The organism is methane-oxidizing endosymbiont of Gigantopelta aegis (genome assembly GCF_016097405.1).
Classification (GTDB): domain Bacteria; phylum Pseudomonadota; class Gammaproteobacteria; order Methylococcales; family Methylomonadaceae; genus Methylomarinum.
Map to the genome: position 1 here is coordinate 967,672 of NZ_JAEHGD010000001.1, position 24,378 is coordinate 992,049.

The following is a 24,378-nucleotide window of genomic DNA, read 5'->3' on the forward strand; positions in this document are numbered from 1 at the left end:
TCCAGCATTGAAAAGTTTCCATTTGAAGGTGGGGCGTTACAACACCAGGCATCTACTGCATTCTCACAGTTCTTGAGACTTTAAGCGGCATACTTGACCATCAACCCGGGAACATCAAGAATCAAGGCGATTTTCCCATCACCGGTAATCGTTGCGCCAGACAAGCCATCTAATCCATGCAATTTTGCACCGAGCGGTTTGATCACCACTTCTTCCTGACCAATTAATTGATCGACGACAAAACCGACCTGCCTGCCACTGGCATTCACGACGACAACATGCCCGGTTGAATATTTATCCAGCACATAAGATGGGTCATTGACCAGCCATTCGCTCAAATAAAACAGTGGCAAGGCTTTTTCTCTGACCATTACGACCTGCTGACCATCGACAACATTGGTCTTTCTTAAGTCAAGGTCCAGAATTTCCAACACATTAGCTAACGGTAACGCAAAATTCTGGCCTCCAAGTTTGACCATCAGTGTTGGCATAATGGCCAGTGTCAGCGGCACCTTAATGATGATCGTACTGCCTTTGCCTTCTTCTGAATCGATCTCGACCACGCCATTCATCTGTGAAATGCGTGTTTTAACCACATCCATTCCTACACCGCGGCCAGATACATCCGAAATTTCGGTCTTGGTCGAAAAACCGGGCAAAAAAATCAGGTTATAACATTCTTTGTCATCCAGCCTTGAAGCGGTTTCCTCATCCATCAAGCCCTTTTCGACGACTTTCTTTCGTAAAACATCGGCATTCATGCCTTTTCCATCATCCTTGATCGATAACAAAATATGATCGCCTTCCTGTGAGGCGGTTAAAACCACCACGCCTTCCCGCGGCTTACCCGCCGCAACCCGCTCCTCAGGTGACTCTATGCCGTGATCAACCGCATTCCGAACCAGATGCACCAAAGGGTCTGCTAAAGCTTCGACCAGGTTTTTATCCAGGTCGGTGTCTTCGCCCACCATTTCAAGACGAATTTCCTTTTTCAGGCTCCGAGCCAAATCTCTGACCACGCGCGGAAAACGACCGAATACCTTTTTAATTGGCTGCATTCGCGTCTTCATGACAGATAATTGCAAATCCGCCGTCACCACATCTAAGTTGGCCACGGCCTTGGAAAACTCTTCACTTGGGCCTGAATTTGCATTCAGTGTTTGAAAACGATTGCGCACCAGTACCAGTTCGCCAACCATATTCATAATCTCATCCAGAACTTCGGTATCTACCCTGACCGTAGTTTCCGCAGGAGGTTGAGTACGCGCCGGCTTTTTAGCGGCAGTGTCTTTTTTGGTGGCTGTGGACGATGCTGGTTTTGGTTGATCGGGCTGTTTTTTTGCCGCTTTTTGCGCTGATTGCGCATTAGAAGAAGCTGACTGAGACTTAGACCCCGTTGTTTGAGCAACAACTTCGGGTTTGAATTTTCCTTTTCCGTGTAACTTATCGAGAACCTGTTCAAATTCTTCTTCGGTGATTTCATCGGATGCCATCGCTGTATTTTCCGGTGCTTTATCATCCGCCGACTCAGTCATACCGGCAGCGATTTTCTCCACTGAAAATTTACCCTTTCCATGCAATTGATCGAGTACCTGCTCAAATTCTTCTTCGGTGATTTCATCGGATTCCGTGCTCTTATTTTCCGGTTTTTCCGCATCAGCCGCTTTCGTATCACCAGTCGCGAGTTTATCCGCTGAAAATTTACCTTTTCCATGTAAGGCATCTAGCAAATCTTCAAACTCATCTTCGGTAATTTCATCATCACCGGATTCAGCGATGTCTTGATCTCCACCAAGCATGGATTCAAATTCCTGCTCAACCACATCCGCAATCTGCTCAGGATCGGCAATACCGGCACTAACCTCAGTGGGCTCCGTTATTTCAGGGGCGGTGTCGTCAACTTCAGTAGCGGATGATTGATCCGTCTGCGTTGCGTCTTCTCCATTATCGGGCGTGGTAAATTTCAATAGTGCCTGCAACAATTCGGGGTCGGCTTCTTCAGGATCATTGCCGGCACGGATTTGGTCGAACATATCGATTAAAACGTCGACCACACGCAGCACAACATCCATTAGGTCAGGCGTCACCTGTCGCTCGCCCTGCCTCAATACATTAAAAACATCTTCAGCTTTATGACACACTTCAACCAGAGCATCGATAGCTAAAAAGCCTGCACCACCTTTAACGGTATGGAATCCTCTGAAAATTGCATTCAATAATTCCAGGTCGTTCGGGGCTTGCTCCAGCTCGACCAGTTGTTCACCCAACTGATCGATAATCTCGCCCGCTTCGATCAAAAAGTCCTGTAAAATTTCATCATCTAGATCAATCGCCATACCCTTTTATCCTCTAGAAGCCAAGACTGGATAACAGATCATCCACATCATCTTGCGAATGCGCAACATCGCCTTTTTTGTCATCCACACCCGGCACTGCAGGCCCTGGTAATTTTTCATCAACAGTTTCTGCACTAACTGGCGTTGCCTTGTTTTTACCACCGGAAAGGCGAATCAAATCCACCATACTGAGTTCGAGATCCTGCACCAGCTCGATGACACGCCGGATAATCTGACCGGTTAAGTCCTGAAAACTTTGCGCCATCAAAATTTCATTTAAACCGGACTGTATTTGATGCAAGCCTTTTTGCGAGTACATAAAATGCTGTGCAATCTTTTTACTCATGATCCTGAATTCTTCGTACGGCAGCTCCTTATCCAGAAAACGCCCCCATTGATGCGCCAACTCTTCTGCTTGCTGGGTCAATTGCTCTGATACAGGCAACAACCGTTCAACAGCGGTTAATGTTTTATCTGCCGCTTCCTCAGTCATCGTCATCACATACTGCAAGCGATCTTTGGCATCTGGAATATCATTTTCTGTTAACTTGGCGACTTTGGCATCAATTTCGAAGCTGCTCAATGTATCATGCAATTGTCGGGTCAATTTTCCGATTTCCTGAAATAACTGGCTTTCTCTCAGTCCTGCAATTTCATCTAAAATCGCATCGGCTTTTGCTTCATTGTTTTCTTCCAGTGCTTTAACCAGGTCTTTTGCAAGCGCAAGACGTGTTTCTTGACTCATAACGTTCTCCGTAATGGGCAGCTATCCCTCAATGCGTTCAAAGATTTTTTCGATTTTTTCTTTTAATGTCGCCGCCGTAAATGGTTTGATGACATAACCATTCACACCGGCTTGAGCCGCCATGATAATCTGTTCACGTTTTGCTTCTGCTGTCACCATTAACACCGGAAGATTCGCAAGGTCCGGATTAGCGCGTACCGCTTTGAGTAAATCAATACCGGTCATGCCGGGCATATTCCAGTCTGTAACCAGAAAATCAATGCCTCCTTTTTCCAGAATAGGTAATGCGGTTTTTCCATCATCCGCTTCCACAGTATTGGTGAACCCAAGATCACGTAATAAATTCTTAACGATACGTCTCATTGTCGAAAAATCATCGACAATCAAAATCTTCATATTTTTATCCAACGCTCATCTCCAACTGTCTTATCATTGCTTGCATCATTTTCTTTATTCAGCTATCCCATTATTCAAATATCCCGCTTCGGGATTTAAGTATAAACCAGTTTAAAAAAATTTCCGGCCTGTACGCTTAAAATCACACCTGATTATTCTTTATCCAACCATTCTGCTAACCGGGCTTTAAGGCGTAACACGGCTTGTGAACAAATTTGACTGACCCTAGATTCACTGACCTCCAACACCTGCCCTATTTCCCGTAAATTCAATTCTTCATGATAATAAAGCGATACAACCAGTCTTTCGCGTTCTGGCAATTGTCGAATAGCGTCTGCCAAAGCACGATGAAAATCTTTGTCCAATAAATTATCCACCGGTTGTTGATTATTCGCGTGTGCTTCGCTGAGAAAAGCGTCACCGTGCTGATCCATCTCATGCATACTGAAAACTTTGCAGCCCACAGTATCTTGTAAAATATGCTGATACTCACTCACAGAAATACCCATATACTCAGCCACATCTTTTTCCAGTGCTTCCCGCCCCAGTTTATTTTCAAGCTCGCGTATAGCTTCTGAGACCTGCCGTGCTTTTTTATGCACAGAGCGCGGCGTCCAGTCCGAACGTCTGACTTCATCCAGCATCGCCCCGCGAATACGGATGCCGGCATAGGTTTCAAAACTTGCACCTTGTGAAGTATCGTAATTTCTTAAAGCTTCCAGCAAGCCCACCATGCCGGCCTGAATCAAATCATCGACCAACACGGTATCGGGCAATCGTCCTTGTAAATGATAAGCTATGCGTTTGACGAGAGGAATATGCTGAAGAATCTGATCTTCGGCACTTCCAGTTTGAATTGAGGCATACATTGCTGCGCCATTCACGCCACATCCTCTTCCGAACTGTATTGAATCATGCGTTCTACAAAAAATTCCAGATAACCGCCGGCCCGTGACTTAATTGGCCAATTATTAATGGTTTTTGCCAATTGTTTAAACGCCATTGTCACCTGGCTTTGTGGGAACAATTCGACGACCGGTGTTTGCTTTTGCACCGCCTTGCGTAAACTCTCATCCATTGGGATAGAGCCTGCAAATTGTAAATTCACATCCAAATAACGATCGGTAACCTTACAGAGTTTGGCGAATAAATTGCGCCCTTGTTGCGCCGATTGCACCATATTCGTGACAATATGAAATTTACTCAGTGCATAATCGCGGTTCAATAATTTGATATAGGCATAAGCATCGGTCAACGAGGTTGGTTCATCACAGACCACGACGATGATTTCCTGACAGGCACGGGCAAAATTGACGACACTTGCCGAAATTCCAGCCGCCGTATCGACGATTAACACATCCAAATCTTTATCGATCTCGCTGAAAGCCCGAATAACGCCAGCTTGTTCAACCGTCGATAATTCAGACATATGCTGGATCCCGGAGGAGGCCGGAATGATTTTCAACCCGGCAGGGCCTGTCAACATAATTTCGGACAGTGTTTTTTCGCCCCTCAAGACATGTGATAAATTATATTCTGGCGACAAACCCAACAATATATCGACATTCGCCAAGCCCATATCCGCATCGAGCAGCGCTACCTGACGCCGCATGCGAGCCAGGGTAACACCTAAATTAACGGCTAGATTTGTTTTTCCGACACCGCCCTTACCACTGGTCACAGCGATGACACGAACCGGTTTTGTTTGACTCATTTTTCTAATTCCAGCTGCCTGGTCCTGTACGTTAGGCATGGCCTTCGGCCACCCATTGTTCATAATCGTCTAATTCGTCCTGCGCTTGCTCCAACGCCTCTGTACAGTGTTGAATCAAATGTTCAGGATCGGGTTCAGCGATATCTTCCGGTACTTGCTGCCCATTCGTGACAAAAGCCAATGGCAATTGCTGCTCCATAATGGCGGACAAAACCGCACCGGGCGATATCGTCTCATCAAGTTTAGTCAAAATACCGGCACTTGGGGAAAATATTTTAAAGGCATCAATAATTTCCATAGCGACACGATACGGTGTCGTGGCTGACATGACCAGATAACGTTGAATCGGCCTATCGTCCTGTTGCAAGGTGTCGATTTGTTCGGCCAACCGCATATCTTTCTGACTCATGCCGGCGGTATCGATCAAAATCAAAGCTTTATCTTTAAAGCTATGGATATGATGGCTCAATTCATCGGCATTGTTCGCAACTCTGACGGGCACATTCAGAATCCGCCCATACGTGCTGATTTGTTCATGTGCACCGATCCGATAATTATCCGTCGTAATCAACGCCACTTGCCGATGCCCATGCTTCAGAATAAATTGCGCCGCCAGTTTCGCCAATGTCGTAGTTTTACCGACACCGGTCGGCCCAACCAAAGCCACAACGCCACCATGTTCCAACAAATCATCCTCCGCCACGGGCAAAATACGGCCTAACATTTCCTGCGCTTTTTCAAATGCGAATTCGGTCTCTTTATGTGTCCCCAGCCGATTGGCGATTTTGATACCCAATTTTTTAGAAAACCCCATATCCGCCAAGCGCCGCAATAAATCCAGTCGTACCGGATGATGCTGCCGATCCTGATGCCAGTTCATTTCCGCCAGGCGCGCATCGAGTACCGATTTCAGCGATTTCATTTCTTTGCCCAGTTGTTGCCGTACTTGCTGCATCATCTCGTCAAGTGGAAATGGCGTGACTTCCTTTTTCGTTTTTTCAGGCTTGCTTACTTTTTTGCGCGTCAGTGACTCATCCAGTAATTGATCCAGATGCGGTGACTTATCCAGTTTAGAGGCGATATGACGACTGCGTTGTCGGCTACTGGCCAGGTTGATTTTTTCCGCATACCCCACATAGGCATCGGCAGGCGAGCGGCGCGCTGGAGATACCGTGCCATCGGCTCCTTTTTTACGCGCACTTGGCACCACATGCACCGGTTTTTGTGTTCGTCCAAAATCAGTCAGCTCAACTTTATCCGGTTTAGGCTGATCTGTCGTTTTCAAGTCATCATCAATATCTGTTTTCAACGTATTTTGAACGGCCTGCTCATCAAAATCACGCGCGGCAACAATTTCAACACCGCCATCGACTGAACGATTCGACATAATCACCGCATCGCTGCCAAGCTCATCTTTGACCATCGCCATGGCTTTTCGAATATCTGGCGCAAAAAAACGTTTTATTTTCATTGTGCTTCCTCAACACTCTGTGCTTGCTGACCAACCGTTGAAATCACACGAATTTGTTTATCCTGTGGAATTTCGTTATAGGCCAAAACATGCAATCCGGGAATGGAATGGCGTACAAAGCGTGCCAGCCAGGGCCTGACATAAGAGGAAACCAGCAAAACCGCCGGTTTTCCTTCCATTTCGATGCGTTGAACAGTCTCTTCGAGTGATTTTAACATTTGTTCTGCAAGTCCAGGTTCCAGACCAGCGCCGCCCTCGGTCGCCGTTTGCAAAGATTGCTGCAAAATCCGTTCCAACTCAGGATCTAACGTCATTACCGCCAATTCCGGCTCTACCCCATTGATTTCATGGACAATTGAGCGCCCTAATGCGGCACGGACCGCCGATGTCAACATGTCGGGATCTTGACTCTTCGCTCCATATTCGGCCAATGTTTCGGCAATCGTCCGAATATCGCGAATAGGAATACCTTCCTGCAAAAGGTTTTGTAGCACTTTGACCACCACGCCTAAAGGCAGCGTTTTTGGCACCAAATCCTCGACCAGTTTCGGCGCCACTTTAGCCAGATTATCCAGGATCTGCTGTGCTTCTTCATAGCCAAATAATTCATACGCATGTTCTTGCAGCAGATGGCTTAAATGGGTTGCCACCACGGTACTCGGGTCGACAACGGTATAACCTAAGGTTTGCGCATGATCTTTTAACGATGGGTCGATCCAGACCGCATCCAAGCCAAAAGCTGGATCTTTACAAGGCTGACCCGATAATTCACCAAAAACTTGACCGGGATTGATTGCCAACTCCAGATCGGGAAAAATCTCGGCCTCGCCGACAGTCACGCCTTGTAAGGATATTCGATATTGGGTAGGTGCTAAATCGAGATTGTCGCGAATATGCACCGATGGAATCAAAAAGCCCAGCTCTTGTGACAGTTTTTTCCGAACCCCTTTAATCCGCGACATCAATTGCCCGCCCTGATTTTTATCCACCAGCGGAATCAACCGATAACCCACTTCTAACCCGATCATATCAACCGGTTGTACATCATCCCAGCCCAATTCCTTGATTTCAGGCGGCCCTTGCTCTGAAGGCAAGGCATCGACCCTGTCGCGTTCTACCGCTTCCTTCTGATGGCGCTGCCGAATCATCCAGGCCGCCGCCAACAACATGGCCGATAACAAAATAAAAACCATATTCGGCATGCCGGGAATAATGCCCAACATGCCCATCACCGCCGCCGTAATCAGCAACACTTTCGGATCATCGAATAATTGACTGGCGACCTGATTACCAACATTCTGATCACTGCCTCGCACCCGTGTCACAACAATCGCAGATGCGGTTGACAGCAACAATGCCGGAATCTGTGCGACCAGCCCATCCCCGATGGTCAACAAAACATACACCTCACCGGCATCGGCAAAGCTCATGTCATGCTGGCCCACGCCAATCGCTAAACCACCGATAACATTGACAAACAAAATAATAATACCCGCAATGGCATCACCTCGGACGAATTTACTGGCACCGTCCATAGAACCATAAAAATCGGCCTCGGCGGCGATTTCTTCCCGCCTTGCTTTGGCCTGCTCCTGCGTAATCAGGCCAGAATTCAAATCGGCATCAATCGCCATTTGCTTGCCCGGCATGGCATCAAGGGTAAAACGAGCCCCCACTTCGGCGACACGCCCCGCGCCTTTGGTGACGACGACAAAGTTGATGACGACGAGAATGGCAAATACGACTAACCCGACGGCGAAATTACCACCGATGACAAAAGAACCGAACGCCTCGATGACCTTGCCTGCGGCATCTCCGCCCTCATGCCCCTTTAGTAAGACAACGCGGGTGGAGGCAACATTCAGGGCCAACCGCAACAGAGTCGACACCAGAATAATGGTTGGGAATACGGCAAATTCCAGCGGTTTCATGGTATATAAAACCACCAACAAAATAATCAGCGAAAATGCAATATTGAAGGTGAAAAACAGATCCAGCAAAAATGGCGGCAGCGGTAAAATAATCATCGCCAGAATCATGACGATGACCAGCGGTGCGCCCAATCCTAGACTGGACACATTGCGAAAAAACGCGCTTATTTTAGCCATGTCCATATCGGTTACCTCTGTCTGAATTCATCGGGCACATCAATCTTATCGGGAGGCACCGGCTTCTCCCAGCCATTTTCGGTCGCCGCCTGTAACTGGAACACATAAGCTAAAACCTGAGCCACTGCCAAAAATAGGCCATGTGGAATTTCCTGATTTAATTCAGTGGAATAATACAGCGCCCGTGCTAAAGAGGGTGCGGCAACCAGCGGCACATCGGCGCCAATCGCAAGATTTCGAATTTGCGCGGCAATCAAGTCGGTCCCCTTAGCCACGAGTATCGGCGCGCCCTCGCCATTTTGGTCATATCGCAAAGCGACAGCAAAATGGGTTGGATTGGTCACGATGACATCGGCTTTAGGCACCTCATCCATCATCCGGCGTTGAGAAATTTCCATCTGTGCACGCCGAATCCGGCCTTTTATCTCAGGATTTCCCTCCGATTCCTTGCTTTCATCCTTAATCTCCTGCTTAGTCATCATCAATTGTTTGGTGTGATTCCACAACTGATAAGGCACGTCGATCAGCACAACCAATAATAACGCCGCACTTAACAATAAAAAGCCCCGGGTAATGATATCACCGGTTTGATAGATTGCCTGTTCAACCGGTAAGCGATTCATCTGCATAAAATCATGCCAATATACGTCAAATAACAGCCAGGCCATCAGAAACACAATACTCACCTTGGCAATGGCTTTCAAAAGCTCCACAGCGCCTTGCAGGCCAAACATCCGTTTCAGGCCTTTTAAGGGATTGAATTTGGAAAATTTGGGCTGAATCGCTTCACTGCTGAAATTCCAACCGCCCATCATCATCGGCGTGATCAACGCCGCCACCATCATGGTCAAACCAAAAACGGCAACCAACGACACAGCATCGAATATAGCTTGACTGAAATGCTCGGTCAGTGCTTTCGAATCGAAAATTTCACTGCGACTGAGACTGAAATGCTCGACCATGATGTCAGCCAGACTCAATGCCATGGATTTGCCTAGAAATAGCAACATCACCGCACTGACAATCAGCGACACAAAGGTGTCTAGTTCCTTCGAACGCGGAACCTGGCCTTTTTTGCGGGCATCGGCCAGCCGTTTCGCCGTCGGCTGCTCGCTTTTATCTTGCCCAGAATCTTCTGCCATCAGGGTATTCTCAAAATATCACGGATCAGAGCAAAACTCCTCGCCAATATAGCCTGAAAACCGTCCAGCATATCCGGCATCATGATCCAGATTAAAACCATTCCCATCATAATGGTAATGGGAAAACCGATGCCAAAAATCTGTAACTGCGGTGCAGCGCGTGAGGCCACACCAAAACTGATATTGACAAATAAAATCGTCGCCAGAACCGGTAATGCCAATGAAACACCGCCGACAAAAATCTGACGGCTCCAACGTATTATCTTCCATAGATCAGCACTATTCATGCCAATATCGGCAATCGGCAGCGTGGTAAAACTTTGTGCCAGCATTTCAATCAGGATTAAATGGCCATTTACCGCCAATAAAATCAAGCTGGCCGAAACAATAAAGATCTGTGCCACCACCGGGACTTGTACGCCAGTGGCCGGGTCAACCAGGGAAGCAAAGCCAAGCCCCATGCTGTAAGCGATCGACTGACCTGCAACCAACATAACCGAAAATGCCATTTGCAGAATAAAGCCAGTTGCAATACCGATAAAAATTTGCTGGATCGCCACCATGAACCCCCGATGGCTAAATAGCTCTATCGCCGGCAAGGGCGGTAATACGGGAACAATGACAAAGGTAATCAAAGCCGCTAGTATCACACGAATCCGAGCGGGAACACGGCGACCACTGAAAACGGGAACGGAAATGAATAGGGGCTGTTGCCATTTCACATAGGTAACCATAAAAAGGCGCAAGCCAGAGCGATAGAGCCTTCAAAATTTCGTTTGAGTTTGTCATATCGCGTGGCGATCGCTCTGAAATGCTTAAGTCTTGCAAACACATTTTCAACGAGATGGCGATATTTGTAGAGACACCAATCCATTTCATCATTTCCCCGAGTTGAATTCTTTTTCTTGGGATAACAGGAACAGCCCCTTTGTCTTTAATTTGAAGACGTAATGCTTCACTGTCATAGCCTCTGTCAGCAACTATATAGTCACCTTTTGGGAGCTCTGCAACTAATTTCGGTGCTTCTTTACAGTCATGAACTTCGCCGCCTGTCACTGAGAAATGAATAGGAAGACCACAGGCATCAACGGCCATATGAATTTTACTGGTGTTCCCGGCGACAGATTTCCCTATCGCTGTTTCTTGTTCACAGGCCGCACCACTACTATGCTGATGTGCTTTCACAATACTCCCATCAATAAATTCCCATTCCAGGTCTGGATCAACAACCAAGGCGTTAAAAATACCCATCAGTTTTTCTTTACGAGACCAGTCATTGAATCGTTTATATACCGCATTCCAATTACCAAAAGCCGTGGGTATACTCTTCGCAAATGAGAATTTAGCATAAAAGATGACGTAATGGAGTGAAATATATAAAATAAGGCCATGTCGAATTACACCCTTCCAGAGACTGAATTAGCCGATTTGCGCGAAGCCCATGGTGAGCTTCGAGAAAAACGTGATGCAGACCGAGTTAAAGCCATCATTCTTTTAGGTTCAGGCTGGTCAGCAACAAACGTTGCCGAAGCACTTCTCATTGACCGCAATACAATCCGTACCTACTATCGAAAATATAAGAAAGGTGGTCTTGCTAAACTCCTACAAACTCAGCATGTTGGAAGTGCCAGTTTCTTATCGGTTTCAGAAGCGACCGAGTTGGATGAATATCTGCAGAAAAATCTTCACTTAACCGCTAAATCGGTTGCAGCTTACATTAAAGAGCGTTGGCAGGTTCGCTATAGTGAACGCGGTGTGACAGCCTTGCTGCATCGCTTGGGTTATGTCTATAAAAAGCCCAAGCTGATACCCGGCAAAGCTAATGCAAAAGCCCAACTGGAGTTCCTTGAGAAATATCAACAACTAAAGGAAGACAAGCAGCCCGAAGACTTGATATTGTTCATGGATGGTGTTCATCCACAACATAATCCTGTAATGGCTTGTGGTTGGATTAAGCGTGGTGTGGAATTCACGATTCAGAGTAATACCGGGCGTCAACGTCTCAATGTCAACGGTGCAGTCAATATCGATTCTCTGGATACTGTCTGCCGCTTCTATGACACCATCAATGGCGAGGCAACGATTGATCTTTGTAAGGCGATTGAAGAACGTTACCCGAAGGCTGGGACTATTTACATCATTTGCGATAATGCACGCTACTACCGATCAAAGGCTGTCAGACAATTTCTTGAAATGTCGCGAATTGAATTAGTGTTTTTACCGCCGTATGCGCCGAATCTTAATTTGATTGAACGGTACTGGCGATATTTCAAGAAAGAAATCTTATATGACCAGTATTATGAAACATTCAAAGAATTCAAAATAGCCTGCGAGACATTCTTTTCTGAGCCAGAAAAGCATGTCGACAATTTGCGCTCACTTTTAACTGAGAATTTTCAAATTATCGGTGCATGATGGTTTGCTCTATTTTCATGTGCGGAGAGTATAAATCTCTCCAGGGACAACCTACTCGCAAGCGATAAAAAATACCTTCGACTGTTTTTCGAAGACAAGGTTTGTCATAAATTCCCATTTTCAACATAATTATCTTCAGTTTCTCCCAAAGTTCATCCGTAAGCATTTGTCGGGGCATAGTTTGCTTGTTTTTGAGTCAAAACAGCCCCTAGTGCTCCAATACGAAAAAATGGCCAGATAAATGCAGCAACCCAGTTCAAAATCTGTTGCTCGGTGAGAATCATCCGATCAAGTTAGGAATTTCCCGTACCAGCGTTTGAAAATAATCGATGATCATTTGCAACATCCATGGTCCTGCAATCATCAACACGACAATGATCGTCGCCAGTTTAGGAATAAAGGTCAATGTCTGTTCTTGAATTGAAGTGGCCGCCTGAAACATTGAAACTAAAAGCCCTACAGCCAACGAAGATAATAAAATTGGCGCCAATAATTTAACCGCGACTAAAACGGTTTCCTCAGCAATGACTGATATGGTTTCCGGTGTCATCATGGCGCGGCTCCTTTAGACATAAAAACTGGCAGCCAGCATTTCCATCACGATTGACCAGCCATCAGCCAGCACAAATAGCATGATTTTAAATGGCAGAGAAACAATCATTGGCGACAGCATCATCATCCCCATCGACATCAGAACACTAGCGACAACCAGATCGATAATCAAAAACGGTAAAAACAATAAAAAGCCAATCTGAAACGCTGTTTTTAACTCGCTAGTAACATAAGCCGGCAACAACAAAGAAAATGGCACATCATCGACTGATTGAAAATCCTCCCGATTGGCAATACGCATGAACATTTCCAGATCGGTTTCCCGGGTTTGTCTCAACATAAAGGTCCGAAAAGGCCCCGAGGCTTTTTCCAATGCCGTGGTCAGGGTTATTTTTTCATCCATATACGGTTGAATCGCTTCGCTGTTGACCTTGTCAAACACCGGCGTCATGATAAAAAAAGTCAAAAACAATGATAAACCGAGCAACACCTGGTTGCTCGGTGCCTGCGCAGTACCAATCGCCTGCCTGAGCAGGCCAAGTACAATGACGATGCGGGTAAAGGAGGTCATAGTCAATAACAATGCCGGCAGCACGGTCATTAACGTCATCAAGGCCAGAATCTGAATCGTGACCGTATATTCCTGTCCGCCCTGAGGATTGCTGGTCACCGTAATAGCCTGAATGCCTGGCGCCGCCAGCGCCGCTTGATCAGGCATGAGCAGCGTCCACACAAACACAGCACATACTATTGACTTCATTGTTCAGAGCCTTTCATAACCTGGGCGAGCTTTTTAGCAAATACAGCTGTCGTCGGTGTACTATCGGACTTTAATTGCGCATCGCCTTCAAGAACCAACAATTTTTCAATCCGGCCCGGTGTCACACCCAGCAAAATCTGTTTCTCACCAACTTGAATCAATACCAGCTTTTCTCGCATACCGAGCGCAAGACCTGTCACCACTTTAAGCGTTTGCCCTTGGGCGGTGGTCAAATGTTGCGTTTTTCGAATCACCCAAACACAAAACAAAAATATCGCCAGCACCACAATCAGACTGGCCGCCCAATTGGCAACATCCTGCAATGACAGGTTTTTTGTTGTACCTTGAAACTGCGATTGCGCAGCGCTCGCCTGCTGAACAAAAAAGATAAGCGAAAAATAACTAAAAAAACGCATCAGCCCAATTTTTTGACACGTTCGGATGGACTGATCACATCGGTCAATCGAATCCCGAATTTATCGTTGACGACCACCACCTCGCCATGCGCAATCAAGGTACCATTCACCAGTACATCCATCGGTTCGCCGGCAAACCGGTCTAATTCCACCACCGAGCCTTGTGTTAACTGCAATAAATTACGAATATTGATCCGGGTACGGCCAATTTCCATCGAAATCGTTACCGGCACATCCAGAATAATATCCAGATTGACATCATCCCCACCACTCAAGCTTTTCGCGCTAGCATCACTTGCATCCTGTAAATCAGGGAACGTCGCCGAGTCCACACCACCTTGCTCTTCGCTTGCCGCTTGTTCTTTCAGCGCATCACCCCAGTCCGCTTCAGCCTCGGTTGCACCGTCAACCTGTTCCTGCTCGGCCATCGCCGCCGCCCAGTCATCGCCAACCGGTTCTTCATTCTCGTTATCGTTTTCACTCATCTTTATTTGTCCCGAAAGCTTTATAATCTGATAGACTAAATTGAATTCTGAGTCAGTTTTTCTTCAATCTGAATGGCATAATTACCATCTGAAACGCCGAGCTTACCGCGAAAAATCGGCACGTCTTCGGCCGTCAACACCACCGACTCCGGCATATCGATCGGAATAATATCGCCATCTTTAAAATTCATAACATCTTCCACTGTCATCACTTTTTCGACCAAAACGCTAGTTAGCGGCACTTCACAACGCATCACTTCGTTTCTGAGTGACTCTTGCCAGCGATTATCGATTTCCCCACGATCGCTAGTCACCGCATCGAGTAATTCACGAATCGGCTCAATCATTGAATAAGGGATAACAATATTCAAATCGCCGCCACCGCCCTCCAGTTCAATATGAATCGTGGAAATCACCACAATTTCAGATGGGCTGACGATATTGGCGAACTGTGGATTGACTTCTGAATTGATATATTCAAAATCAATATCCATTACCGGCTTCCAGGCTTCTTGCAAATCCTTGAACAACAAATCCAGAATCAAGCGAATGATACGCATTTCGGTCATTGAAAATTCGCGCCCTTCAACCTTGTTGTAAAACTGCCCACCACCTCCAAAAAAATTATCCACAGCCGTAAACACCAATCGCGGTTCCATCACAACTAATGCCCGCCCTCTCAGCGGTGACATACGTATGATATTCAGGTTGGTAGGCACAAACAGACTCTGGATAAATTCAGAAAACTTCTGAATCTGGATGCCAGATACAGAAATTTCAGCCGAACGCCTTAAAAAATTAAATACCGAAACCCTGAAATATCGTGCCAACCGCTCATTGATCATTTCCAGCGTTGGCATACGCCCACGTACAATCCGCTCTTGATTAGCGAAATCATAGGGGCGTAATTCCTGACTATCGCTGCCCTGTTCCGGCGCTTCGGTTTCTACATCACCATCATCGACACCATGCAGCAGCGCATCAATTTCATCCTGTGAGAGAAGGTCAGCCGTAGACATCTTATTGCATTACAAAGCGCGTAAAAAAGACATCCTTGATCCGTTCCTTACCGGTCATTTTTTTCATCGCCTTGTTAACCTCATCCAAAATGATTTTCTGTAATTCCTGCTTACCTTCACTCGTTGCCAGCTTGTCAGAACCTGCCGCACTGATTGCCATCAGTAAATTATTCACGATCATCGGCTTGTGTTTTTCCAAAAGTTCTTCCGCTTTGGCATCTTCAGACATAAATGACACGCGTATCTCAATCAGACTAAAACGACTGCCTTGCGGAAAATTGACCCGCAACGGCTGTTCCAGGTCATAGTAGATCAATACCTTTTCGGAGCCTTCTTCATCTTCCTCTTCAGCCGCCTCAGCGTCTTCTTGTGCCTGCTCGGCATTGTCACCTTCGGCAACCGGCTCGTCGCCACCCATAAAAAAATAAGCCCCCCCACCACCGGCTAAAAGCAGCACGACGACGCCAATAATAATGATCATTTTTTTGGAAGACTTGGGTTCTTCTGTGTTTTCGGGTTCTTCGGCCATCGATCAATTCCTGTTTTTAAGAAGTTTATGCAAAATACAGACCACTACGCCTTTTTACTTGATAAACAATATCTTCAATATCGTCTATAGGCAGTGTCGATTCTTTGACACCTCTGAAAACGCAGCCGCCAATGGGATTTTAAGTCTAGCAAAAACTCAGTTTTTTTCTTGTCCACCGGCAAAAAACACATAGGCTGGATTGTCTGTTTCTTCCTGAAAAACAAAACCTAAATCCGTCAACATATGCTGAAATTTATGCCGTTCGGATTTTTTCATTTGCAATCCGATCAACACTTTTCCAAAGGCTGCCGCATGGTTTCGATAATGAAATAAACTAATATTCCAACGCCCGCCTAAAGCTACCAGAAATTTCAACAACGCGCCCGGGCGCTCTGGAAACTGAAGGCTATAAATAATTTCATTTAATGGACAAGGCGCATGCCCGCCCACCATGTATCGAATATGATCCTTAGCCATCTCATTTTCGGTCATGTCGGTCACTTTAAAACCATCGGTTTCCAACTGCTCAATCAAGGCCGCCTTGTCGGATTCTTCCCCGCTACTGCTGATACCGACAAAAACCTGTGCGATTTTGTCATGAAAGTAACGATAATTGAATTCGGTAATATTGCGCTTTCCTAGCATTTTACAAAACTTAAGAAAGCTACCGGCCTGCTCAGGAATAGCGACGGCCAGCAATATTTCACGATGTTCACCGACCTGGGTGCGCTCGGCCACATAACGCAAACGGTCGAAATTGATATTGGCGCCACTTTCGATGGCGATAAAGGTTTGACCACTGGCGTTTTGCTGTTCGACGTATTTTTTGACCCCGGCGACAGCCAGTGCACCTGCGGGTTCCGCAACCGAGCGGGTATCATCGAAAATATCCTTGATTGCGGCGCAAATTTCATCGGTATTGACCACAATCACCTCGTCGACATAGTGATGCGCCAGCCTGAACGGTTCTTTACCAATCTGTTTTACCGCCACGCCGTCGGCAAACAGGCCGACTTGTTTGATAATGGTGCGACGGCCCGCTTTTAACGCCCGATTTAGACAATCCGCATCATCCGGTTCGACACCAATTATTTTTGTTTCCGGACGTACAAATTTAATATAAGCGGCGACACCTGCAATTAGGCCGCCCCCGCCGACCGGTACAAATACCGCATCGATATGGCCATTGTGCTGCCGCAAGATTTCCATGCCAATGGTGCCTTGCCCGGCGATAACATCCGGGTCATCATAAGGGTGCACAAAAACCAGACCTTTTTCATCGGCCAGTTGTCGAGCGTGTTCACAGGCTTCATCATAAGAATCACCAAACAACACCGTTTTTGCACCTCGCGCTCTGACCGATTGCACCTTGATCTCGGGTGTCGTTTTAGGCATCACAATCAAGGCTTTGATACCCAGTTTTTTTGCCGACAAGGCAACACCTTGCGCATGATTTCCGGCCGATGCCGCGATGACACCACAGGCTTTTTCAGCATCCGTCAATTGAATTATTTTATTGTAGGCCCCACGCAATTTGAAGGAAAAAACAGGTTGTAAATCCTCACGTTTCAAAAACACTTGGTTATCAAGACGGCCTGATAAAACCGGTGCAAAATCCAGCGGCGTCTCAATCGCAACATCATAAACCCTAGCCCGCAATATACGTTCGATATACTTTTGTATCATGGATAAGTGCTGAAAAATTGGTCTCAATCGGGTATTATCCCATACAATTTATGATATCTTCGATAACTCTAACCTTGCAGGATAAACAATGACTCAAGATGAATTAAAAAAACAAGTCGCTCAAGAAGCCATCAAATACATTAAAAATGTCCCCGTTGTCGGTGTCGGCACCGGCTCTACAGTGAACTTTTTCATTGAAATGTTGGCTGACCACAAAGCCGACATCGAAGGCGCGGTATCTAGCTCAGAAGCCACGACACAACGTTTAAAAAATATTGGCATTCCGGTATTGGATTTAAACAGCGTCGGTGATATCGAGGTCTATATCGATGGCGCCGATGAAGTCGATCCGCGCAAAAAACTGATTAAAGGCGGCGGCGGCGCACTGACCCGGGAAAAAATCATCGCCGCCGCCAGCCGTAAATTTGTCTGTATTGCAGACGAAACCAAATGTGTGGATGTGCTGGGCAAGTTCCCGCTACCCATTGAAGTCATTCCCATGGCGCGCAGCTATGTAGCCCGCGAAATGGTCAAAATGGGCGGTCAACCGGTTTGGCGTGAAGATTATTACACCGATAATGGCAATGAAATTCTCGATGTTCATAACCTTGAAATTCTGGACCCTATTGCCATGGAAAAGACTATCAATAATATCGTCGGCGTCGTCACCGTCGGTATTTTCGCCATGCGTGATGCCGATGTTGTGTTGATCGGCAAAGGCGACCGTGTTGAAGTGATGGAATAAGCTTCGCTTGCCCGAAAGCGGTTAATCCGAACATTAGCCCGGCTTGGCCGCTTTCAAAACCGCCGCACGGTATCATGACATGTCACACCCTGAATTTCCGCTCGACTCTGATTTAATTTATCTTAACCATGCTGCCGTAGCGCCTTGGCCTAAACGAACCGCTCAAGCTGTCGCTGACTTTGCCTGGCAGAATTGCCACTATGGGTCCCAGTTTTACCTACAATGGCTAGAAACCGAAAAAAAATTGCGCCAACAACTGGTAGCAATTTTAAATGCGCCATCAACTGCCGATATCGCACTGGTTAAAAATACCTCCGAAGCCTTGTCATTTGTCGCTTATGGCATAGACTGGCGTGCTGGTGACAATATCGTCAGTAGCAATGAGGAATTTCCATCCAATCGCATCGTCTGGCAATCTTTGGCTGACCAGGGCGTCCATTTCAGGGAAGCCGATTTACACCATCACACCACCACCCCAGAGCAAGCCTTGTTTGATCAGGTGGACAGCCACACGCGGCTGATCACCATCAGCTCCATTCAGTTTGCCAGCGGCCTGCGCCTGGATTTAGATAAAATTGGCCGTTTTTGCCGCGAACACAACATTCTATTCTGCGTCGATGCCATTCAAAGCCTCGGCTGTGTCCAATTCGACGTGCAACGCTGCCAAGCCGATTTTGTCATGGCCGACGGCCATAAATGGATGCTGGGACCGGAAGGACTGGGCGTTTTTTACAGCCGCAAAGCGGCGCGGGAAAAACTGAAATTAACTCAGTATGGCTGGCATATGCTTGCTGACATCCAAAATTACGAAAACAAACCCTGGAAAATTCATCCAACGGCTAAGCGCTTTGAATGCGGAAGCCCTAATATGCTTGGCATCCACGCCTGGTCAGCCAGTTTGTCTTTATTACTAGAAACCGGCATGAATAAGGTCGAGCAGGCCGTTTTTGAACGCGTCGATTTCTTGGTTCAGCGTATTCTTCGCAGCCCACATTTACACATACTGTCAGCCCCTGATGCCCCGTTAAAATCCGGCATCGTCATTTTTCGGCATAATAATATCGATAACCAAACCTTGTTTGAAACACTCAGCCGACAAAACATCGCCTGTGCATTACGCGGTGCAGGTATTCGTTTTTCACCGCATTTTTACAACAGCTTTGAAGAACTGGAAAAAGCGGTCACTGCGGCCGAAATATGCGCCTGACGGCTTAGCGAAACAACACACATAAATTTAACTATTTTGCAGTCGTTGGAAACAAACGATGAAAATTTTCACTCGACTGCTGCGCGATGTCGTCAACGCTGGTTTCGCGCAACTGGGCGAGGTATTCTGCAACATGACGCACATAGGTCGGATAATTGGGTTTACCCCGATGCGGCACCGGCGCCAGATAAGGCGAATCGGTTTCGATTAAAAAGCGTTCTGCCGGAACTTTTGTGGCAACCTCTTGTATTTGTTTGGCATTTTTAAAGGTTACGATACCGGAAAAGGAAATATAAAAGCCTAAATCCAGCGCATATTCGGCATAAGCCCAATCTTCGGTAAAGCAATGAATGATGCCACCGACCTGATCGGCACCTTCTTTCGCCAACACATCCAATGAATCCTGCCCGGCTTCTCGCGTATGAATAATCAATGGTTTACCGGTCATTTTAGCCACTTCAATATGACGCTTGAAGCGTTGATGCTGCCAGTCCAAGTCACCTTCACTGCGAAAATAATCCAGGCCGGTTTCTCCAATCGCGATAACTTTAGGGGTATCCGCCAACGCCAGCAGTCTCTCCACACTTGGCTCTTCACCTTCGGTCACATTCGGATGCACGCCTACCGACAAATATACCGAGTCATAAGGCGAAACCAACTCGACCATATCTGGCCAAGCCTCAAGATCGATGCCGATACATAGCATTTGGTCGATTTGTTGCGCTTTGGCGTCTGCCATAAAATTAGCAAAATCGTTTTGAAAAGGCGTAAGATCGATACGATCTAAGTGACAATGGGAATCAATAAACATAAAACTGCGGAAGTTAGAAAAAACAGGTGGAATGGCCACATTCTTGCAGCCAAGTCATCGCTAATGGATTCAAATTACATGGTATGGGTTGGCCGCTCGCTTTCTAATGCGCCAGCCAGATAAGTTTCTATTTTATTGCGTGCTGCACCCTGATCCTGATCACTAAATTGTACCCCTATCCCCGAAGCCCGATAGCCTTCGGCCCCTTCAGGCGTGATCCAAATGATTTTACCGGCGATAGGCAAACGCTCCGTCTCCTCCATCAGACTTAACAACATAAAAACTTCTTCGCCCATTTTATATTTGCGCTTAGTCGGAATAAATAATCCGCCATTTTCAACGAACGACATATAAGCGGCATATAAGGCGTTTTTATCTTTAATGGATAGTGACAAAATACCTTGTCTTGGTGATGCTTCAGCCATGCTTGACACCTAATTGAGACCATTCGATCAAAAGCTTTTCCAGCAGTAATTGTTGATTGCATTGCGTCAACAATAATTGCCGGCCCTCCAGTACCGATTGATAATATCGACACAATTGGGCTAATTCTAGCTGGCTTTTAATTTCTTGCAAGGCGGAATCAAATCCCTCTCCATAAAACAGTTTCAATAGCCGAACCAGCCATAAACACATCCAGTCCAACAGAATCACAGGCTCTACGGGGTGTTTCAGCCAGTTTTCGGCGATTTTCACCACATTAACTTGCCCAGGATCCCGTCGCAAGCTCAGCCACTCATCAAACACTTGCCCGGCTAAAGCCAGATAATTCTTTTCATGATAATCCAATGCTCTTAATGGTGAACCATTCGCCAATGCCAATAGCGCATCGGCCTGCATCACCTGATGCTGAGCCAGCCATGTTTGTATCTGCGCTTGATCTAGCTGCGTAATTTGGATTTGTTGACAGCGACTACGAATGGTCATCGGCAAACGCGCCGGCTTATCCGTCACCAGAATAATTGTGGTTCGCTCACCCGGTTCTTCAAGGCCTTTTAAAAAGGCATTGGCGGCGGCTGGATTAAGCTTGTCGGCTGCATCGATTAAAATAACGCGCTGCCCTTCAAACTGAGGCTTTAACGCCATCTTGGCTAACAAGCCCCGCACACTATCAATCCCCAAACCTTTCCCAGCCTCCGGTTCCAGCACAATAAAGTCAGGATGCGTACTCGCCTGCCGTAAAACACAGGCATGACAATGTCCGCAAGCTAACCCTTCGCCACTAAGTCGCTCACACAACAAACTGGCGGCAAAACATTCGGCCAATTGGCGTTTACCAATGCCAGCTCTGCCTGCAATCAACACCGCTTGCGGGATACGCTGCTGGCGCAGGTAGTGTGTCAATGTTTGCCAATAGGGTATCAGCCAAGGATAAATGTACTCAGCCATCTGCCATCAGGGAATCAATGCGGCTTTTAATCGCGCGTTGGACCTCGTCGAGAGGTTGGCTGGCATCAATGACAACGAAACGCTCGGGCTGTTGCTGAGCCCGATTTAAATAGGCTTGCCGGACCTTTTCAAAAAAGTCGTAGCGTTCCTGTTCAAATCGGTCCAATTCACCACGCCCTTTTGCTCGCACCATGCCAATTTGTACCGGCGCATCCAGTAACAAGGTCAAATCAGGCCGCAAGTCGCCTTGCACGGCGCGTTCCAACCAGGCAATTTTATCCATAGCCATACCACGCCCACCCCCCTGATAGGCATAGGTTGCATCGGTAAAACGATCACATAACACCCAATCACCCCGCGCTAAAGCTGGCTTGATAACATGCCGGATATGCTGGGCTCTAGCGGCAAACATCATCAACAGCTCGGCCATTGGATCAACTGCTTCATCATGCGTTTCCAGCAATAACTGACGAATTTTTTCAGCCAATGGCGTGCCGCCGGGTTCGCGTGTTTTAACCACGTAAATACCTTGGGCGGTTAACATCTGTTCAAGAAAGCTCAGGTTTGTCGTTTTGCCCACACCTTCTCCGCCTTCCAGGGTGATAAATCGTCCCTTAGTCATCGTCGTTTCTTCTGATATTTATTGACTGCATTGACATGTTCCCGCAGTGTCGCACTAAAGACATGACCACCATCACCACTGGCAACAAAATATAAACTGTTCCCGGCGGTAGGATGCATGACGGCATGAATGGCTTCACGCCCAGGCATCGCAATCGGCGTAGGTGGCAGCCCTTTAATCACGTAAGTATTGTAAGGCGTCGCCTGTTTTAAATCCTTACGCCGAATATTGCCCTGATACCGCTCCCCCATCCCATAGATGACGGTCGGGTCAGTTTGCAGCAACATGCCTTTTCTGAGTCGCCGGATAAACACACCGGCAATCATCGCCCGTTCAGAAGGCTTGCCCGTTTCTTTTTCGACGATCGAGGCCAAGATCAGCGCCTGATAAGGGGTTTCAAGCGGCAATCCCGGTTGCCGCTTGACCCACTCTTGTTGTAATACCTGTTGCATTTTTTGATAGGCTCTTTTCAGTAATTCCAAATCGAGCGTATTTTTTTCAAAAAAATAGGTTTCCGGAAAGAACAGACCCTCCGGATGACTATAAGGACTCCCAAGCCTCTTTAACAGCGCTTGATCATCGAGTTTATCCAACGTATGCCGCAGGTTTTTTTCTTCCAGCAAACGCTGGCGAATTTGTTTAAATGTCCAACCTTCAGGAAATGTAATCGCGTATTGTCGCGCTTTTCCAGACACAAACACGGCTAGAATATCGGGCAGAGTCATGCCAGGCTGCAATATATATTCGCCGGCTTTCAGTTGATTGGTCACTTTTTTTTGGTAGGCGATAACGCGAAACCAATAAGGATTGACGGCCCATTTTTGTTGCAGTCGGCGTGTTATCTGCCTGAATGACTCGCCTTTTTTAATGACGAATACATCGCTGTCGGTCACGACCGGCCGACTCAAAGCCTGCTCATAGTCTCGCTTCGCCCAAAAAATTGCCATCACGACCATAACGATAAGCAACAGCAGCAGTTTTTTAAGCATTCTCCACCTGTTGCTGCCAGAGCTGTTGATAGGCCTCCTGTAGCCGACGAGTATTTGACCCGATGGTAAAATGAGTATCACCCAGCTTCCTGACCGGCCAAATTCCAATCACCGAATTTGTCAAAAATATCTCATCGGCTCGCAATAACTGCTCTGGCAACACACGTGTTTCAGTCACGGATACGGAGAACTGTTTAGCCAATGAAATGATTAAATCCCGCACAATACCTTTGACCCCACATTGGTCCACAACCGGCGTAAACAGGACACCATTTGAAAAATAGAATATATTGCTCAGAGTACCTTCAATCACTTCACCCCGCCCATTCAGCATCAAGCCTTCGTGAATATCAGGCTGCTGCCATTCACTGCGCGCCAATACTTGCTCCAAGCGATTGAGATGTTTTAACCCGGCTAATAGCGGATTTAAGCCCAAAGGTGTTTGACAAAACCGGACACAGACACCGTTTTGTTTTAATTGCTCCGGATAATCCGGCCAGGGGTGCAGACTAAGCAATCGAGTAGGTTCGGGCTTTTCAGGGGGGCGATACCCGCGGCCACCACAACCACGGGTCACAATGAGTTTCAATACGCCGTGGGGGCAATGCTCGATGAGTTGCTCGGCCTCCCGTCGCAATACAGAAGGGTCCGGCATAGGAATCGACAACCGGTGACAACCTTTCGTCAGGCGTTGTAGATGTAAATCCCAGAACAACGGCTTAGATTGATAAACTTCCAGCGTTTCAAACAAGCCGTCGCCATACTGCAAGCCCCGATCATGTACATCAAGGCCGGATCCGCGCTTTCCATTCAACAAAAAGTCCGCAGATCCTGTCATGTC

Annotated in this window: 26 protein-coding genes and 1 pseudogene; 3 read left to right on the forward strand and 24 right to left on the reverse strand. The window is 46.9% G+C overall.

Features of this window, described 5'->3' with window-relative positions; genetic code table 11:
- Positions 1-80 precede the first annotated feature (80 nt).
- The 10 genes and pseudogenes from JEU20_RS04780 to JEU20_RS04825 all read right to left on the reverse strand — a co-directional run.
- Complete coding sequence (locus JEU20_RS04780) at positions 81-2,336, reverse strand: chemotaxis protein CheA (protein ID WP_198243889.1); 2,256 nt, start codon at positions 2,334-2,336, stop codon at positions 81-83.
- Between the two features lie 13 nt (positions 2,337-2,349).
- Positions 2,350-3,081, reverse strand: a complete 732-nt coding sequence (locus tag JEU20_RS04785; protein ID WP_198243890.1) for a protein phosphatase CheZ — start codon at positions 3,079-3,081, stop codon at positions 2,350-2,352.
- A gap of 21 nt (positions 3,082-3,102) precedes the next feature.
- Positions 3,103-3,489 carry a chemotaxis response regulator CheY gene (gene cheY, locus JEU20_RS04790; RefSeq protein WP_198243891.1) on the reverse strand — a complete coding sequence of 129 codons (387 nt, stop codon included), beginning with the start codon at positions 3,487-3,489 and terminating at the stop codon, positions 3,103-3,105.
- Positions 3,490-3,629: 140 nt separating this feature from the next.
- Complete coding sequence (locus JEU20_RS04795) at positions 3,630-4,361, reverse strand: RNA polymerase sigma factor FliA (RefSeq protein WP_281066796.1); 732 nt, start codon at positions 4,359-4,361, stop codon at positions 3,630-3,632.
- Positions 4,358-5,191, reverse strand: a complete 834-nt coding sequence (locus tag JEU20_RS04800; protein WP_281066797.1) for a MinD/ParA family protein — start codon at positions 5,189-5,191, stop codon at positions 4,358-4,360. Before JEU20_RS04800 ends, JEU20_RS04795 begins: the two co-directional genes overlap by 4 nt.
- Before the next feature lie 31 nt (positions 5,192-5,222).
- Positions 5,223-6,662 carry a flagellar biosynthesis GTPase FlhF gene (gene flhF / locus JEU20_RS04805; RefSeq protein ID WP_198243892.1) on the reverse strand — a complete coding sequence of 480 codons (1,440 nt, stop codon included), beginning with the start codon at positions 6,660-6,662 and terminating at the stop codon, positions 5,223-5,225.
- The gene (gene flhA / locus JEU20_RS04810; RefSeq protein ID WP_198243893.1) at positions 6,659-8,776 is read right to left on the reverse strand and encodes a flagellar biosynthesis protein FlhA; all 2,118 of its coding nucleotides are present in this window, start codon (positions 8,774-8,776) and stop codon (positions 6,659-6,661) included. The genes flhF and flhA overlap by 4 nt, the downstream gene beginning before the upstream one ends.
- A 5-nt stretch (positions 8,777-8,781) precedes the next feature.
- Positions 8,782-9,912, reverse strand: coding sequence for a flagellar biosynthesis protein FlhB (gene flhB, locus JEU20_RS04815; RefSeq protein WP_198243894.1), 1,131 nt, complete (start codon positions 9,910-9,912; stop codon positions 8,782-8,784).
- Positions 9,912-10,646, reverse strand: coding sequence for a flagellar biosynthetic protein FliR (gene fliR / locus JEU20_RS04820; protein ID WP_198243895.1), 735 nt, complete (start codon positions 10,644-10,646; stop codon positions 9,912-9,914). Before fliR ends, flhB begins: the two co-directional genes overlap by 1 nt.
- Positions 10,631-11,241, reverse strand: a pseudogene (locus JEU20_RS04825) (IS5 family transposase); the annotation flags it as partial. The pseudogene JEU20_RS04825 and the gene fliR, both read right to left, overlap by 16 nt.
- A 60-nt stretch (positions 11,242-11,301) precedes the next feature.
- Here JEU20_RS04825 and JEU20_RS04830 point away from each other — a divergent pair.
- Positions 11,302-12,327, forward strand: a complete 1,026-nt coding sequence (locus tag JEU20_RS04830) for an IS630 family transposase (RefSeq protein ID WP_198243546.1) — start codon at positions 11,302-11,304, stop codon at positions 12,325-12,327.
- On the opposite strand, the gene JEU20_RS04835 is transcribed toward JEU20_RS04830, so the two are convergent.
- From JEU20_RS04835 to ilvA, 8 genes are all read right to left on the reverse strand, one after another.
- The gene (locus tag JEU20_RS04835) at positions 12,314-12,505 is read right to left on the reverse strand and encodes a transposase (protein WP_281066798.1); all 192 of its coding nucleotides are present in this window, start codon (positions 12,503-12,505) and stop codon (positions 12,314-12,316) included. The genes JEU20_RS04830 and JEU20_RS04835 overlap by 14 nt on opposite strands.
- Before the next feature lie 102 nt (positions 12,506-12,607).
- Positions 12,608-12,877: a flagellar biosynthesis protein FliQ gene (fliQ, locus tag JEU20_RS04840; RefSeq protein WP_198245888.1), complete on the reverse strand. Its 270-nt coding sequence runs from the start codon at positions 12,875-12,877 to the stop codon at positions 12,608-12,610.
- A gap of 15 nt (positions 12,878-12,892) precedes the next feature.
- Entirely contained in the window at positions 12,893-13,597 is a 705-nt protein-coding gene (fliP, locus tag JEU20_RS04845; protein ID WP_198243896.1) for a flagellar type III secretion system pore protein FliP, read from the reverse strand.
- Positions 13,598-13,635: 38 nt separating this feature from the next.
- Complete coding sequence (gene fliO / locus JEU20_RS04850; protein ID WP_198243897.1) at positions 13,636-14,055, reverse strand: flagellar biosynthetic protein FliO; 420 nt, start codon at positions 14,053-14,055, stop codon at positions 13,636-13,638.
- Positions 14,055-14,540, reverse strand: coding sequence for a flagellar motor switch protein FliN (gene fliN, locus JEU20_RS04855; RefSeq protein ID WP_198243898.1), 486 nt, complete (start codon positions 14,538-14,540; stop codon positions 14,055-14,057). The genes fliO and fliN overlap by 1 nt, the downstream gene beginning before the upstream one ends.
- Positions 14,541-14,575: 35 nt before the next feature.
- Positions 14,576-15,559 (reverse strand): flagellar motor switch protein FliM, encoded by a 984-nt coding sequence (gene fliM, locus JEU20_RS04860; RefSeq protein ID WP_198243899.1) that lies wholly within the window; start codon positions 15,557-15,559, stop codon positions 14,576-14,578.
- A gap of 1 nt (position 15,560) precedes the next feature.
- Complete coding sequence (locus tag JEU20_RS04865) at positions 15,561-16,088, reverse strand: flagellar basal body-associated FliL family protein (RefSeq protein WP_198243900.1); 528 nt, start codon at positions 16,086-16,088, stop codon at positions 15,561-15,563.
- A gap of 156 nt (positions 16,089-16,244) precedes the next feature.
- Positions 16,245-17,774 carry a threonine ammonia-lyase, biosynthetic gene (gene ilvA / locus JEU20_RS04870; RefSeq protein ID WP_198243901.1) on the reverse strand — a complete coding sequence of 510 codons (1,530 nt, stop codon included), beginning with the start codon at positions 17,772-17,774 and terminating at the stop codon, positions 16,245-16,247.
- An 88-nt stretch (positions 17,775-17,862) separates the two neighbouring features.
- On the opposite strand from ilvA, the gene rpiA reads away from it, so the two are divergent.
- Positions 17,863-18,519 carry a ribose-5-phosphate isomerase RpiA gene (rpiA, locus tag JEU20_RS04875; protein ID WP_198243902.1) on the forward strand — a complete coding sequence of 219 codons (657 nt, stop codon included), beginning with the start codon at positions 17,863-17,865 and terminating at the stop codon, positions 18,517-18,519.
- Positions 18,520-18,598: 79 nt separating this feature from the next.
- Positions 18,599-19,726 (forward strand): aminotransferase class V-fold PLP-dependent enzyme, encoded by a 1,128-nt coding sequence (locus tag JEU20_RS04880; protein WP_198243903.1) that lies wholly within the window; start codon positions 18,599-18,601, stop codon positions 19,724-19,726.
- Between the two features lie 31 nt (positions 19,727-19,757).
- Here the strand turns inward: JEU20_RS04880 and JEU20_RS04885 are convergent, their stop codons facing one another.
- The 6 genes from JEU20_RS04885 to pabC all read right to left on the reverse strand — a co-directional run bounded on the left by JEU20_RS04885 (position 19,758) and on the right by pabC (position 24,375).
- The gene (locus tag JEU20_RS04885) at positions 19,758-20,537 is read right to left on the reverse strand and encodes a TatD family hydrolase (protein ID WP_198243904.1); all 780 of its coding nucleotides are present in this window, start codon (positions 20,535-20,537) and stop codon (positions 19,758-19,760) included.
- 74 nt (positions 20,538-20,611) lie between these two features.
- Positions 20,612-20,962: a PilZ domain-containing protein gene (locus JEU20_RS04890; protein ID WP_198243905.1), complete on the reverse strand. Its 351-nt coding sequence runs from the start codon at positions 20,960-20,962 to the stop codon at positions 20,612-20,614.
- Positions 20,955-21,926, reverse strand: coding sequence for a DNA polymerase III subunit delta' (holB, locus tag JEU20_RS04895; protein ID WP_198243906.1), 972 nt, complete (start codon positions 21,924-21,926; stop codon positions 20,955-20,957). The genes JEU20_RS04890 and holB overlap by 8 nt, the downstream gene beginning before the upstream one ends.
- Entirely contained in the window at positions 21,919-22,548 is a 630-nt protein-coding gene (gene tmk / locus JEU20_RS04900; RefSeq protein WP_198243907.1) for a dTMP kinase, read from the reverse strand. Before tmk ends, holB begins: the two co-directional genes overlap by 8 nt.
- Positions 22,545-23,537 carry an endolytic transglycosylase MltG gene (mltG, locus tag JEU20_RS04905; protein ID WP_198243908.1) on the reverse strand — a complete coding sequence of 331 codons (993 nt, stop codon included), beginning with the start codon at positions 23,535-23,537 and terminating at the stop codon, positions 22,545-22,547. The genes tmk and mltG overlap by 4 nt, the downstream gene beginning before the upstream one ends.
- The gene (pabC, locus tag JEU20_RS04910) at positions 23,530-24,375 is read right to left on the reverse strand and encodes an aminodeoxychorismate lyase (protein WP_198243909.1); all 846 of its coding nucleotides are present in this window, start codon (positions 24,373-24,375) and stop codon (positions 23,530-23,532) included. The genes mltG and pabC overlap by 8 nt, the downstream gene beginning before the upstream one ends.
- Positions 24,376-24,378: the final 3 nt, after the last annotated feature.